Genomic DNA, 13,247 nt, shown 5'->3' on the forward strand with positions numbered 1-13,247 from the left:
AAAACGAACGTGCTTCTAACATAGGTGTTGTAAACAAATAACAAACCCCCGTCGGCGACGCGCCGCGGGGATTATGTATGTTACGAGCTACATCGTAATGCTTAGAACCGTGCGCCGCGAGCCAACGTCTCTTCGGCGATCTGTACCATGCGGCGAACCATATGTCCGCCGATCGCGCCCGTGTCGCGAGTCGCCATGTAACCGTAGTAGCCGTCTTGCGGGATTTGCACGCCAAGCTCTTGAGCCACTTCGTACTTCAGCTGCTCCATCGCTTGGTTCGCTTGAGGAACGATCAAATTGTTGGAGCTTTGCGATCCTTTACCCATTGATGTCACCTCCCTCTGGTTGTACACATAATATTTGCGTTTTTTTCTTTTCTATTCATTTACAAATCCCCTCCACTTTCCACTCCAAACCAAATCCCGATCCCTGTACAATGGGAAGAGGTGATGCCATCATGTTTATCCCTCCCATGCTGCTCGAGACGGCCCCCGAGCCGTTCGACAGCGCTGACCATATATTCGAACCGAAAATCGACGGGCATCGAATGATGTACGCTCGGATGGACGGGGAGACGAGGCTGTACACGCGTCGCGGCAACGAGGTGACGAGGAAGTACCCGGAGCTGCTCGAAGGCTTCGAAGACGATCTGATTCTTGACGGGGAAGTCGCGTTGACGGATCCCGAGACGGGGCGCATCTCCTTCGAGGCGTTGAACGACCGGTTCCAATTGCGGCAGGAGGAGAAGATCGCGTCGGCGGCGCTGTCAGCGCCGGTCTCCTTCATCGCCTTCGATATTTTGCGGTACCGCGGGAAGGACCTCCGTTCGCTTCCCCTCATGCGGCGCAAGGAAATGTTGGCCGGCTTGGCCGTTTGCGACAATCCGAACCTCTCCATCATTCCGTACCTCGAACAACGCGGCACGGCCTTGTTCGAATCGATCAAGGAACGAGGAATGGAAGGCATCGTGGCGAAGGAGAAGACGAGCCGGTACGCCGTGGGACGAAGAGCGCGGAAGTGGCAGAAAATCATCAATTGGACGTACGTGGACGTCGTGATCACGGGATATCGGAAGTCTCGGTTCGGGTGGCTCGCGGCCATTCCCGACGGCGAGGAGCTGCAGCCGGCCGGCTTGATCGAATTCGGGGTGAGCTCGGCGCATAAGAAGGCGTTCTACGAGGTGTGCCGATCGATCGAGAGCGGCTCTTATAAGGACTTCATCCATCTGGAGCCGCTGCTCCGAGCCAAGGTGAAGACGCGGAACGTGACCCGCGGCGGAACGCTCCGGGATCCCGTGTTCGTGGATTTCATCGCTTGAGCATAAGGGCGAACAATGATCCCCCGGTCGCCTCGACGGCGAGCGGGGGATGTTCCCGTTACGATTCGTTCTTGCCGCTTCGCGTCGAACCCGGCACCGCGGAATCGTGGTTGTTCCCCGGCGGCTTGCGCTTTTGCTGCTTCTGCGAGTTGCGGTGAGACATAAGAAGCGTCCTCCCTTCCAAACAAGGTGATGTAGATTGCAATAAGAGTATCCCCCTCCCGCCGCGGTCGTATGACATGCCCCCGCGCCGGATGGGCGCCCCTTCTGCAAATTTTGGGCGGTCGCCCCCGGGCGTTCGCACACCCGCACTTCTCGTCCCCTTCGTATATTGCAGAAGAACGGAGGGGGGTGGATCGAAATGGCAGCTGTAGGATGCGGTGTAGGCGGTGGATTCACTTCCGTAGGCGCGATCTTGGTGTTGTTCATCTTGTTGGTGATCATCAGCCGGTCGGTGTTGGGTTATTAATCGAAATCGATAAGGGAAGAGTCTCGCGACTTGTTTCGCGGGGCTCTTTTTCCTTGGTTTCGAGAAATCGAATTTTGCGACAAACCGGATATTTCCTCCTGCGGACGCGAAATCTAAGGGAAAGAAAGAGTACCCGAGGAGGGGTCCGGAATGTCGGACGAACAACGGAAGGCGTTAAAGAAAATAACCGACGAGATGGCAACGACGAAGGATCATTGGTTTGAATATTGGAAAACCTATTCCGATTTCGATACTTGGCAATTTTGGGCGAATGTATTTCTCTTCGTCGCGCCGTTGATCGTCTTATTTATTTTCTTGGACCGTAACAAGGCGTTCCGGATCGGTTTCTTCGGTTTCGGGGTCCATATGATCTCGGTGTATCTCGACGCCTTCGGCACGACGCACGGATTCTGGGAGTATCCGTTCAAGTGGTTCCCGTTTTTAACCAACAGCCTCGGATTGGACGCGTCGCTCATTCCGGTAGCCTATATGCTGTTATATCAATGGACGCTGAACCGCGAGAAAAATTATTACTTATACATGACCGGGTTAAGTCTCATGTTCTCCTTCGGGTTTAAGCCGCTGATGGATTGGCTGGAATTGTTTCAGAGGAATAAAGGATTACAGTTTTGGCATCTCTTCATTATCTACCTGCTAGTGGGGATCGTTCCCAAGCTTTTGACCGATTTTTTCGCTTGGTACCAAAGCAAGGCGCACGTCCGGCGGTCGAGAGCTTGATTCCGCAACATACCACTAGACAATCGGGCATTCCGGTGATATGTTAATGGGGTTGAAACCAAAATGACGATTTCGAACGCGCGTAACTGGCGAAGCGTGGGGGACCACGAGGGAGCGCGCGGGGATATAGCCGTACGCCTGGGCGAAGTGTTTGACGTAGGGGAGCACCCATGTCAGACACTTTTTTTCATGGGGAGAGGGGTACATGAGCATGGTCGCGTGGGAAATGTTAACGTACATCGGCACGGTGGCGTTCGCCATGAGCGGATCGATCTCGGCGATGGAGGAAGAGTACGACATCTTGGGCGTGTATGCGCTCGGTCTGGTGACGGCGTTCGGCGGCGGCATCCTCCGCAATCTCGTCATCGACGCGTCCACGCTGGCGCTCTGGGAGCAGGGTGATCTGCTCGTTACGGCGCTCGTCGCGAGCTCGGTCGTGTATTTCGCGCCGAAGCTGTGGGCCGATCACGTGCGGAAGTGGATTTTCTTCGACGCCGTCGGACTTGCCGCCTTCGCCATCCAAGGCGCATTGCTGGCCGCGCAGAAGCAGCTGCCGCTCGCCGCGATCATCGCCGCGGCGCTGCTGACGGGCTGCGGCGGCGGCGTCATTCGCGACATCTTGGCGCGGCGCAAGCCGCTCGTCTTCCGCGAAGAAGTGTACGGCGTCTGGGCGATGCTCGGCGGCCTCGTCGTCGCCATGGGCTTCGGCGAGACCGGCTGGGAGATGTATGCGTTGTTCGCCGGCTTGCTGGCGCTCCGCATGTGGTCGGTCCGCAAAGGCTGGCGGCTGCCGAAGCGATCGTTCCAGAGCGGACTGTCCGGGTTGGCGAAGCGAGAAGCGTAAGTGATTCCTGCACCAATCCGGAACATATGTTCTTAATTTGGGCGAAAAAAAAGAACGTTATAAATATTCGCTCATCTCCGCGGGGATTCCCAACCGGACGAGATATCGCTCTGCGGTCTCGCCGTCTCCCGGCGGAGCGCCGTAAGACAGCAGCTTCAAGGCGAATTGATTCGCCTGCCGTTCAAGTTTACCCGGCTGGAACAACGTTCGCCCTTCGATGAAATAGTAGCCGATGCCCTTGTGGAGTCGATCGTGCGCAAGCTCGTGCGCGCACACGAACCGCTGCCACTCCTCGGTGAGATTCGTGCCGATGACGATAAACCGTCTGCGCAGCTTGCGGAAATACAGGCCACGCGTCTCTTCGCCGAGATAGCGATAGCGGACGTGGATGCCGAGCGCCTCCGCGAGGCGGAATGGGCAATTGGTCTTGTAGCGTCTAGTAAGCAGACGGATCGTATCGTCCATAGGCGTGTCCCCTATAAATTATGCGCCGGCCGGCTTAACGCTCGGGCGGCTTTTTGCGTTTATTCATCATTTTCGCCTCCCAGAACAATCCTGTCAATACGTCCTGCACGCGCTGCTTATCTTCGTCGGAGAGCGGAACGCCGTCGAAGAGCACCTCTTCTTCCTCCAGCATCTTCCGGAGATCCCGCTTGTCTCTAGGCGCGGCCCATGCCGGTGCGGCCGGCTCGCGGCGCGGCGAAGCGTCCTCGGTTCGGCCGAGCAAATAATCGGACGTCGTATGTAGCAGGTCCGCGATCTTCGATAGCGTGTCTGCCGGCGGAGTAGCGACGTCCCGTTCATAATTGGAGAAGTTCGCCCGGTTCATGCCGAGCCGTTCCGCCATGGCGTCTTGCGTATAGCCGTACTTCGTTCGCAAAGCTTTGATTCGTTGTCCCGTCGTCGTTCCCATGGCCGCCTCCATAAGGTAAATTAGAATTACCCATTGCGTAATTATTATTTACTATGCTATAGTGTGCTTGTCTTCAGGTAAATATGATTTACGAACATTATATAATGTGAATTTAATTTACGCAATGGAGGGCGGTTACGGGATGAAATACGAACATGTCGTCATCGAGCAGCTCAGAGGGTACGGACGTATTCAAGCTCGATTGAAGATCTTGCAGTCGCATCCGGTCGGGGGCGGCTTGCGCTTGAGCCAGGTCAGCGGAGACGATAAGCTACAAGAGCTGCATCGCAAGCTTCGCGGCATGCCGTCCAAGCTGTACTTAACGAAGCGGGAGCAGGAGATCGAAACGACCGCTCGCACTTACCTGAAGTCTTACCCGCTCGGGACGAAGGCGCAGCTGCGCGAGTCGAAGCTGTTGATCGGGGAAAGCGCGGGCGATCATGCGCTGCTGCGTGAGCTGACGGCCGGCATTCAAGCGGTGCTGGAGGCGCGTGGCGGTTCGGCGGAAGGGATCGACGGCGTGCTGGATCGATTGTCGGAGATGCAGGATTTGGAGCAGGAGAAGTCGCGCATCGAAGAAGCGCTCTCCGCGCTGGAAGAATACAAGGCCGCCTACAGCCGTCTCTTGCGGCTTCGTTATATCGAAGGGAAGGCCGTGGAGGATGTGGCGGACGAGCTGTGCGTGTCGCGCCGAACCTTCGAACGGTGGCGTCCTAAGGCGGTGCGAGAATACGCGAATCTGGTCGGGTACGGACATATGGAGTGATCGGAAGGCGAGCATCCGCATGGGTGCTCGCCTTTTCCATGTAGTGGCATTGATGGCGGATAACTGGCGGGGGCATGGCGTTCCCGACCCATTTTTTCCGTGTTACTATGATATCGTGAAGTTCATAGGGAGAGACGGAAGACGACGGTCGCTACGCGGCGGGTCGTCTTTTTTGGCGTTTCCCGGAAAGGAGGCGAGAGCGATGTGCGGTGCGGTGAAGTCGTAGGAACGCGGATTCGGGAACTAGGGAGGTGGCGACGATGAGCGTCGCATGGAACGACATCCGGGAGGCGGTCGTTACGCGGCTCGCGGAACGGCACCCGGATGTAACGGTGACCGACGAGGAGTTCGCGGGGGAACCGACGGGGCCGCGCTGCTTCGTGCGGCTGGCGGCTGCTGCGCAGGCAAGGCTCGCGGTCGGCCGATATCGGCGCACGGCGACGTTCGACATTCGGTACGCGGCGCCGGCCGCGACGCTGGAGCAGCTGCACGGCATGGCCGAATCGCTGTATAACGATTTGTTTCTTGTGGCGTTCGCGGACGGCGGGTCGATGCGCGGGGACGGTATGAGCCACGAAATCGCTGGGAGCGAACTGCGCTTCGCCGCGACCTTCGTCGTCGACGTCGTCCGCCCGCGACCCGCGCCGGCGAAGATGGGACGGCTGCTGGTACAGGAGGGATATCCGGTATGAACGAACGAAAGAAGGCGGAATCGCCCGAATTCGCGAAAGCGGAGCTGCTGGCTTCGAAGCGGTATACAGGCGTCGACAAGGATGTCCTGCGCGCGATGTTGCCCGATCATGAGCTCGTCTCGCACGAGCGGGCGGCGCGGCTACTGCAACAATTCAAACAAACGGAGGTTCGATAGGATATGGCAGGAGGAACATGGTCGACGCAAAGCAAGGTTCGCCCGGGGGTGTACGTTAACTTCGACAGCGCCCCGGCGGTGCTAGGAACATTGGGGGAACGGGGCGTCGCGTCCGTCGCGCTGCCGCTCGCCTGGGGCGAGCCGCAGACGATCCTCGCGATTCATGCCGGGGAAGACGTGAAGGAGCGGCTCGGCTACGATCTATCGGCGCCGCAGCTGCTGCTGGTCCGCGAAGCGCTGAAGCGCTCGCGGACGTTGCTGTTGTACCGGTTGAACGTCGGCACGAAGGCGACGGCGACGCATGGCGCATTGACGGCGACGGCGAAATGCGGAGGACACCGGGGGAACGATCTCGCGGTCGCAGTGCGGACGAACGTCGACGAGGAGACGTTGTTCGACGTCGTCACCTTCGTGGACGACGAAGCGGTCGATACGCAGACGGTCGCGGACCTTGGCGAGCTTGCAGGCAATGCGTGGATCGATTTCGCAGGCGCCGGAGCGCCGACGCCGACGGCGGGCGTGCCGCTGACGGGGGGCGCCGACGGGAATGTCTCGAACGCGGATCATACGTCTTATCTCGCGGCGATCGAGCTGCAAGACTTCCAGACGTTAGCGCTCGTGTCCGACGACGCGGCGTTGAAGGCGACGTACGCCAGTTTCGCTCGCCGGCTGCGCGAAGACGAAGGACGGAAGATCCAGGTCGTGCTGGCGAATTACCCGACCGCGGATTACGAGGGCGTCATTAGCGTAAAGAACGGCGTGAAGCTAGCGGGCGGCACGACGATCCCCGCGCGCCAAGCGACCGTCTGGGTCGCGGCGGCGACCGCGGCGGCGGGCGCGAACGAGTCGCTGACGTATCGGGCGTACGACGGCGCTGTCGACGTCGACGAGCGATACCCGACGTCGCAGATCGAAGCCGCGCTGCTCGCGGGCGAATTTCTGTTCGTGCCGAGTAACGGACGCGCCGTCGTGGAGCAAGATATTAATTCCTTCACGAGCTTTGGGCCGGGGAAGGGGAAGCATTTTCGAAAAAATCGGGCCCTTCGGGTGCTGGACGGTCTCGCGAACGACTGGAAGCGCATCTTCGAATCGTATTATATCGGCAAGGCGAATAACGACGCGGACGGGCGTAACCTGTTCCGCAAGGAATGCGTGAAGGTCGTGGAGTCGTATCAAGGGATGAACGCGGTGCAAAACTTCGACGCGCAGTCGGACCTTAGCGTCCTGCCGGGCGCCGATTCGGACGCCGTCGTGGTAGAAGCGTACATTCAACCGGTCGATTCGATCGAAAAAGTATATATGAAAGTGAAGGTGGGCTAACGATGGCATATTTGCGAGCGGGAGACACGATTTCCGGCCAAGAGGGACGCGCCTACGCCACGATCGGCGGGGAAAATCACGAGATGTTCTATGTGAAGAACATTCGGGCCACCGCGGAGAAGCAGAAGGCCGAGGTGAAGACGCTCGGACGCCGCGGCGTGCAGCATAAAGCTACGGGCTGGAGCGGCACCGGGGAAATGACGATCTACTACGTCACTTCGAGATTCCGCCAGTTGATGCTGAAGTACATCAAAGACGGGGTGGATACGTATTTCGACATTACGATCACGAACGACGATCCGTCGTCCTCGATCGGGCGGCAGACGGTGACGCTGAAAGGCGTTAACCTGAACGAAGTCGTCATGGCGGCGCTCGATACGGAGTCGGAGGCGCTCGAGGAAGACGTCGCCTTCACGTGGGAGGACATCGACATGGCGGAGACGTTCGTCGATCCGGCGCTGGGTTGATTCTTAGATACGGAGGGGAAGACATGAGCGATTTGAGCGTGTTTTTCGCGCAAAACGCCGTGGCGGAGACGACGGAAGACATCGTCGTCTCTCTGCGGTTCCGCGACGCGGCGGGGGAGCCGGTCGCCTGGAAACTTCGCAGCATGACGGAGGAAGAGAACGAGGCTTGCCGGAAGGCGGCAACAAAGCAGGTAAAAGGGAAGAACGGCATGCGCGTGCCGGAGACGAACTCGGACGAGTATATGGCGAATCTCGTCGCTGCGAGCATCGCTTATCCGAATGTGAAGGACGCGGAGTTGCAGAAATCGTACGGCGTCATGGGTGCGGGCCCGCTGCTGAAGAAGATGCTGCTGCCCGGCGAATACGCGCTGCTCATTCAGAAGGTCCAGGAGCTTAACGGCTTCCAACGCGACATGAGCGAGCTCGTGGACGAGGTAAAAAACTGATCAAGGAGGGCGACGGGGAAGCGAATTACGCTTACTACGCCCTCCATGAGCTTCGCATCCTCCCGCACGAGCTCGTCCGGTTGAATCGCTATGAGAAGGCGGCGATTTTCGCAATGATCGACGTGCGGGTGGAGCGGGAGAAGCAGGCGCGCGCCAGGCGGAATCGGCGGTAACGACGGCGATGGCGGTTGCGGAGGGAGAGAGAGCGGGAGATACGGGCGGTCGTCGACGAAGGTGCCGCGCAGGCGGCCTTCGGCATGAAGGGCCAGTGCCGACCTGAACCGGAGCGGTAGCATAAGCGTTGCCGCTCCTTGCTGCGCTAGCCGCTCCTCCCATGCTGTCCCGCCTACCGCCACGTGCGCCTGCCGTTTGTGTGCCGCTAGTTCTAACTCCTGTTTCCGGATTAGACCATTCTCTCGCTATTTTCGAACGGACTGCAGCGATGGCCAAATGAGGGGAAGGATTTCCTGGTAATCGGGTTCGTGCGCAGAGGTTGTTGAGAAAGGGGTGAGAAATGTGGCGGAAGAAGAAAAAACGTCGACGGGGAGCAAGAAGCAGGCTGACTCTGCGCCATCCGTTGAAGAACCGAATCCGGGATCTGCAGAAGATCGGACGGTATCGGGATCGGATAAGCCGCCGCCGGCGAACCCGGCGGAGAAGACGAAAAAAGGCGGGTTCCAAAAAGTCCTGGATGTGGGAAACGCTCTGAGAGCTTTAGGCGGTTTCGTGGAGATGATCCAACTGGCCGCTCATGCATGGACCGCATACGCTGCCGGCGCCGTTATAGCGAAACAAGCAAGCGTCGGAACGGCCATTGCCGGAACAGACGCGATCGGGCAGGCATTAACTGTGCAAGAGCAGTTCAATACAGCGATGTTGGCGGGACAGAAGGCCGCACAAGGTCTAAAGAGCAGCTTAAAGGGCGTCTTCAATCCACAGCAGATCGCGGACTGGGGGAAGCAAGTCGCGCAAATGGCAATTACCGGAGCGGCGGAAGAGGATACAATGCGCCGATATTTCATTGCGAAAACCGGGAATGAAAAGCAAGGCTCGTCAATGTATGAGAAGTTCCGGGCAGATGCGCTGCAATCGGGCCAACCTCTTACAGAGTCTTTGACAGGTACTCTGGCATTCATGAATCGAACGCAAGACGTTGGCGCGCTCGAGCAGTTGAACGATTTCTCTAATCGGCTTGCGGCGCTCGATCCTTCGCGGAGCGGCTATAAGGCCGCGGCGTCGGCGGTACAGGCGGCGTTGGGGGGAGACACCAGCGTACTGGCGAGCACGTTCAACCTATCCGAGGATAGGTTGGAGCAATATAACATCGGAGCGTTAGGGGAGGAAGCGGCGGCAACCGGAAACATGGACGCGTTCCTCCAGAAATTTGATGAGTTATTGGAAGCAAGCGGCATGGGTGAGGAAGCGTACTCCATGATGCTGGCAGGTCCGGCTAAGCAGGCGGATATGTTGAAACAAAACGTGCAGGCGGCCCTTGCGGAAGCGGGGCGCAACGCTGTAGCCATTTTGCTGCCCGCCATGACGATGTTGAACGACGCATTCGAGAATGGAAAGATGGATGCCTTCATTTACGGATTAAGCAATGCGTTGAGCGTCGCCGCCTGGTTGTTCACCACACTTGCGAAAGGGGCTTTGTGGGTCAGCGAAGTCGTTGCGACGTATTGGCCCGAGGTGCTCGGGATGCTAGGCGCCTTAGCGGCAATCTATTTACCGACGATAATCGGCTTCTTATGGGGTATGGTCTCTCCGATCATTGCTACAGCAGGCGCTTGGCTACTTGCGCATTGGCCGATATTGGCAACGGTCGCTGCAGTAGGGCTGATTATTTATACTTTGCGCGCAATGGGCGTCACCGCTGAGCAAATGATCGGAGCGATCGTGGGGAGTTTTTACTTTTTGCTCGCAGCGATAAATAATTCCATCGCTTCCATGTGGAATCGGTTTATTGCGATTGCCGAGTTTTTCGCCAATGTATTCTCCGATCCGGTGTTCGCGGTTAAGAACCTATTCTATAACTTAGCGATGAACTTCGGCCAGTTCATGTACAACATGATTTTGTCGGCCGAGCAGTTCGGGGGCGCCTTCCGTCAAGTGGCTTTCGATGCAGTGAATGGCGCCATTAAAGCCTTCAATTGGTTGTCGGACGCAGTGGAGGCGGTCTTCGGCAAAGGGTTCGGCACGATGGAATTGCTTGAGTCGACCGATGTGCATGCCGCAAGCAATAAGGTCAAGGAATGGATGAACCACCTAGAGAAGCCGACCTCGGATGCGGAGGGGCTGGTCGACCTTTCGAGGTACGCCATGCAGCAGAAAAGTCTGTCCGACTCCTTTAACAAAGGATACGAGGTCGGCGCGGATTTGGCGATGCAGGCCGGTGCGATGGAGCCGGTCAGTTTGTTGGGAGGCGGGGACAAAAAGGGCTACTCCGCAGACACTTCAGAACAATGGAGTTCTGGCGGAGGTGCCGCCCTCGCTTACGGTGCCCCGACCCCCGCCAACGACAACGTCGACCTGCCCGAGGAAAACCTCGTCATGATGCGGGACATGGCGGAGCGGGAGAGCGTTCGCAGCTTCGTGACGCTTACCCCGACGGTGCAGGTGACGACAGGCAACATCATGCAAGAGGTCGACGTGAATACGGTGATCGCACGGATCGAAGCAGCGATGGAACAGGAAATCGCGATGTCGGCGGAGAGGGTAATGTTATGACCGAATATCATATGTCGCTAAGCTTTAACAGCCAAGCCGAGGCGATTATCTTTCCGGTCTTGCCCGCGACGTTGGAGCTCAAGCGCAAGGGCGGCGGCAAGACGTACGATATCGTCGGCCTCGGACAAGTCAACGTCATCCATGCGCGGGAGTTGGCCGAGATCAGCTTCGAGAGCGTATTCCCGGCAAGCCGGGATCCAACCGTCTCCAGCAAGCTCATCTTGGACAGTCCGATCGGATACGTGGAGTATATCATCAAATGGCAGGACAGCAGACATCCGTGCCGATTCATTTTCCAGGGGTCGAATCTTCCAATCAATCTTCCCGTCAGCATCGAGCAATTCGACCGGTGGGAGGAAGGCGGTTCCCCGGGCGACATCCGTTTCCGGCTGACGCTCAAAGAATATGTGTTCCACGCCCCGCGCAAGGCGAACGCGCCTGCGCCCAGACCGGATGAGCGGGTCCGGCCCGATACCTACACGATGCTCCCCGGGGACACCCTGAGGAGCGTCTCAAGAAAGCTGTACGGGACGAGCGACCGGTGGCGAGACATTCAGACGGCGAACGGGATCTCGGACGACCAGGTGTATAGATTGCCGGTCGGCTTCGTGCTCCGTCTGCCGAAGGAGTGAGCGACGGATGCTGCAAGTCTGGCTCGATAAGAAGAACGGCACGGTGTGGGATATGTCGACGCTCGTGACGAGCGCAGTTTGGAAGACGAGCCGCATCGGCAAGGCGGGATGCCTCGACCTGACGTTCGTGCGGAGCGCGTTGTACCAGTCGAAAGACTTTACGTTCGAAAATGGCGACAACCTTCGCGTCAGCAAGGAAGGGGTCGACTTTTTCAACGGCTACGTATTTACCATTGACCGCAGCGCCGACGATACCGTGAGATTGCTCGCCTATGACCAGCTTCGGTACTTGATGGCGAACGAGTCGTACGTGTTCCGAGACGTCACGGCCGCCGACGTGGTACGGCGCATCGCGGACGACTTCGGGCTGAAGACGGGCGCGCTCGCGGCGTCTCGCCACCGGATTCCGCTGCTGCTGCAAGACAACAAGAAGCTGATGGATATGATCGTGCGCGCGCTGGACTTGACGTTGATCGCCGACAAGAAAATCTATGTACTGTACGACGATTTCGGCGCGCTGACGCTGCGGGACGCGGAGGAGATGATCTTCGACCTGTCGATCGGGGAGGGGAGCGGGATGTTGGGTTACTCCCATTCGGCTTCCATCGATTCGGAGACGTACAACCGCATCAAGCTCGTGCAAAACAACAAGAGCAACGGCCGGCGCGACGTCTATATCGCGTACGACTCGAATGCCATCGATCGCTGGGGCCGGCTTCAACTGTACCAAGTCGCGGACGAGGGCATGAATCGGGCGCAACTCGAGGAATTGGCGGTTCAGCTGCTCAGATACCGCAATCGCGAAAGCAAGACGCTCAAGGCGGACGCCCTGGGCGATATTCGCGTGCGCGCCGGCGGGTACGTCAAACTGCGCGTCGACGCGCTCGGCATCGACGAGCGGATGCTGGTACAGGAATGTTCCCATGAGTTCCGGGGGGACGAGCATATCATGAAATTGGATTTGAAGGTGGTGGACTAGCGTGTCAATCGTGGACAAAATTCGGCGGATCAGCGCAGGGACGCAGGAAGCAGGGGACCCTGTCGCCGTGCTGCAGGGAACGGTGGAAAGCGTGCAGCCGCTGGCGGTGCGGCTGGATCAACGAATCATGCTGCCGGGGGATGCTTTGGTGATCCCGGCCGGCGTGGCGGAGCGCGGGCTCGATGTCGGAGACAAGCTGATTCTGCTGCGCGTCCAAGGAGGTCAGCGATTCGTCGTGCTGGATAAAGCGGAGGTGTGGACATGATCCCGAAACGATTCGGGTCTTCCCTCGAAACGGGGACGGTCGTTCGGCCGCAGACCAGCCGGACCTATCGGCTCGATCCGGAACGCGGACGCATAGCGGGTTACGTCGACGGGGCGGAAGCCGTGCGGCAATTCGTCTTGAAGGCGCTGTCGACCGAACGGTTCGCGCATGCGATCTACAGCGGCGACTTCGGCCACGAGATCGTGCCGGGCCTCGATCGGGCCATCGCGCTTGCGGAGCTGCCGCGATGGATCGAGGAGGCGCTGGCGACCGACGATCGCGTCGCGGGGATCCGAGAGATGGAGTTGAATGTTGAGGGCGACCAAGCGGACGTTCGTTTCAAGGTCCTTACGGTGTTCGGCGAATGGGAGGAGAGGAGGAGCTTCGATGTTTGAAGACATAATTCGGCCGGGCTTAATGGAAAAGTTTCAGTTGGCATCAAGGGAGAGAGATGCGGCCGTGGTAAGCTTCCCTGCCGTTTCCGTCTTCGGTTCG

At 58.4% G+C, this 13,247-nt stretch carries 18 protein-coding genes and 1 riboswitch; of the genes, 15 read left to right on the forward strand and 3 right to left on the reverse strand.

Annotated elements, in window-relative coordinates:
- Positions 1 to 101: 101 nt before the first annotated feature.
- The gene (locus tag RIN49_RS05735) at positions 102 to 326 is read right to left on the reverse strand and encodes an alpha/beta-type small acid-soluble spore protein (protein ID WP_138195052.1); all 225 of its coding nucleotides are present in this window, start codon (positions 324 to 326) and stop codon (positions 102 to 104) included.
- A 131-nt stretch (positions 327 to 457) separates the two neighbouring features.
- Here RIN49_RS05735 and RIN49_RS05740 point away from each other — a divergent pair, with 131 nt between their 5' ends.
- The 4 genes from RIN49_RS05740 (at position 458) to RIN49_RS05755 (ending at position 3,369) form a co-directional block, all read left to right on the forward strand.
- The gene (locus RIN49_RS05740; RefSeq protein WP_309119197.1) at positions 458 to 1,318 is read left to right on the forward strand and encodes an ATP-dependent DNA ligase; all 861 of its coding nucleotides are present in this window, start codon (positions 458 to 460) and stop codon (positions 1,316 to 1,318) included.
- 361 nt (positions 1,319 to 1,679) lie between these two features.
- A complete protein-coding gene (locus RIN49_RS05745) occupies positions 1,680 to 1,787 on the forward strand; it encodes a YjcZ family sporulation protein (protein WP_238392501.1) in 108 nt (35 codons plus the stop codon).
- Positions 1,788 to 1,937: 150 nt separating this feature from the next.
- Entirely contained in the window at positions 1,938 to 2,525 is a 588-nt protein-coding gene (locus RIN49_RS05750) for a CBO0543 family protein (RefSeq protein WP_309119198.1), read from the forward strand.
- Between the two features lie 72 nt (positions 2,526 to 2,597).
- Positions 2,598 to 2,676: riboswitch (ZMP/ZTP riboswitch) on the forward strand.
- Between the two features lie 60 nt (positions 2,677 to 2,736).
- On the forward strand, positions 2,737 to 3,369 hold the full coding sequence (locus RIN49_RS05755) for a trimeric intracellular cation channel family protein (protein WP_309119235.1): 633 nt from the start codon (positions 2,737 to 2,739) through the stop codon (positions 3,367 to 3,369).
- Between the two features lie 57 nt (positions 3,370 to 3,426).
- Here RIN49_RS05755 and RIN49_RS05760 read toward each other — a convergent pair whose 3' ends face one another.
- Both RIN49_RS05760 and RIN49_RS05765 read right to left on the reverse strand, forming a co-directional pair.
- Positions 3,427 to 3,834, reverse strand: a complete 408-nt coding sequence (locus tag RIN49_RS05760) for an ImmA/IrrE family metallo-endopeptidase (RefSeq protein WP_309119199.1) — start codon at positions 3,832 to 3,834, stop codon at positions 3,427 to 3,429.
- A 34-nt stretch (positions 3,835 to 3,868) separates the two neighbouring features.
- Entirely contained in the window at positions 3,869 to 4,282 is a 414-nt protein-coding gene (locus RIN49_RS05765) for a helix-turn-helix domain-containing protein (RefSeq protein WP_309119200.1), read from the reverse strand.
- A 142-nt stretch (positions 4,283 to 4,424) separates the two neighbouring features.
- On the opposite strand from RIN49_RS05765, the gene RIN49_RS05770 reads away from it, so the two are divergent.
- The 11 genes from RIN49_RS05770 to RIN49_RS05820 all read left to right on the forward strand — a co-directional run bounded on the left by RIN49_RS05770 (position 4,425) and on the right by RIN49_RS05820 (position 13,147).
- Positions 4,425 to 5,048, forward strand: coding sequence for an ECF-type sigma factor (locus RIN49_RS05770; RefSeq protein ID WP_309119201.1), 624 nt, complete (start codon positions 4,425 to 4,427; stop codon positions 5,046 to 5,048).
- 260 nt (positions 5,049 to 5,308) lie between these two features.
- Positions 5,309 to 5,740 carry a phage tail terminator family protein gene (locus RIN49_RS05775; protein ID WP_309119202.1) on the forward strand — a complete coding sequence of 144 codons (432 nt, stop codon included), beginning with the start codon at positions 5,309 to 5,311 and terminating at the stop codon, positions 5,738 to 5,740.
- Positions 5,737 to 5,916, forward strand: coding sequence for a hypothetical protein (locus RIN49_RS05780; RefSeq protein WP_309119203.1), 180 nt, complete (start codon positions 5,737 to 5,739; stop codon positions 5,914 to 5,916). Before RIN49_RS05775 ends, RIN49_RS05780 begins: the two co-directional genes overlap by 4 nt.
- A 3-nt stretch (positions 5,917 to 5,919) precedes the next feature.
- Entirely contained in the window at positions 5,920 to 7,236 is a 1,317-nt protein-coding gene (locus RIN49_RS05785; protein WP_309119204.1) for a phage tail sheath family protein, read from the forward strand.
- A gap of 2 nt (positions 7,237 to 7,238) precedes the next feature.
- Positions 7,239 to 7,703 (forward strand): phage tail tube protein, encoded by a 465-nt coding sequence (locus RIN49_RS05790; protein WP_309119205.1) that lies wholly within the window; start codon positions 7,239 to 7,241, stop codon positions 7,701 to 7,703.
- A 23-nt stretch (positions 7,704 to 7,726) separates the two neighbouring features.
- Positions 7,727 to 8,149: a phage tail assembly chaperone gene (locus tag RIN49_RS05795; protein ID WP_309119206.1), complete on the forward strand. Its 423-nt coding sequence runs from the start codon at positions 7,727 to 7,729 to the stop codon at positions 8,147 to 8,149.
- Positions 8,150 to 8,665: 516 nt separating this feature from the next.
- A complete protein-coding gene (locus RIN49_RS05800; RefSeq protein ID WP_309119207.1) occupies positions 8,666 to 10,876 on the forward strand; it encodes a phage tail family protein in 2,211 nt (736 codons plus the stop codon).
- The gene (locus RIN49_RS05805) at positions 10,873 to 11,508 is read left to right on the forward strand and encodes a LysM peptidoglycan-binding domain-containing protein (RefSeq protein WP_309119208.1); all 636 of its coding nucleotides are present in this window, start codon (positions 10,873 to 10,875) and stop codon (positions 11,506 to 11,508) included. The genes RIN49_RS05800 and RIN49_RS05805 overlap by 4 nt, the downstream gene beginning before the upstream one ends.
- A 7-nt stretch (positions 11,509 to 11,515) precedes the next feature.
- Positions 11,516 to 12,487: an XkdQ/YqbQ family protein gene (locus RIN49_RS05810; protein WP_309119209.1), complete on the forward strand. Its 972-nt coding sequence runs from the start codon at positions 11,516 to 11,518 to the stop codon at positions 12,485 to 12,487.
- A gap of 1 nt (position 12,488) precedes the next feature.
- A complete protein-coding gene (locus tag RIN49_RS05815) occupies positions 12,489 to 12,752 on the forward strand; it encodes a DUF2577 domain-containing protein (protein ID WP_309119210.1) in 264 nt (87 codons plus the stop codon).
- Positions 12,749 to 13,147 carry a DUF2634 domain-containing protein gene (locus RIN49_RS05820; protein ID WP_309119211.1) on the forward strand — a complete coding sequence of 133 codons (399 nt, stop codon included), beginning with the start codon at positions 12,749 to 12,751 and terminating at the stop codon, positions 13,145 to 13,147. Before RIN49_RS05815 ends, RIN49_RS05820 begins: the two co-directional genes overlap by 4 nt.
- Positions 13,148 to 13,247: the final 100 nt, after the last annotated feature.

The sequence above is a fragment of the Paenibacillus sp. genome (genome assembly GCF_031177825.1).
Taxonomy (GTDB): Bacteria; Bacillota; Bacilli; order Paenibacillales; family YIM-B00363; genus Paenibacillus_AE.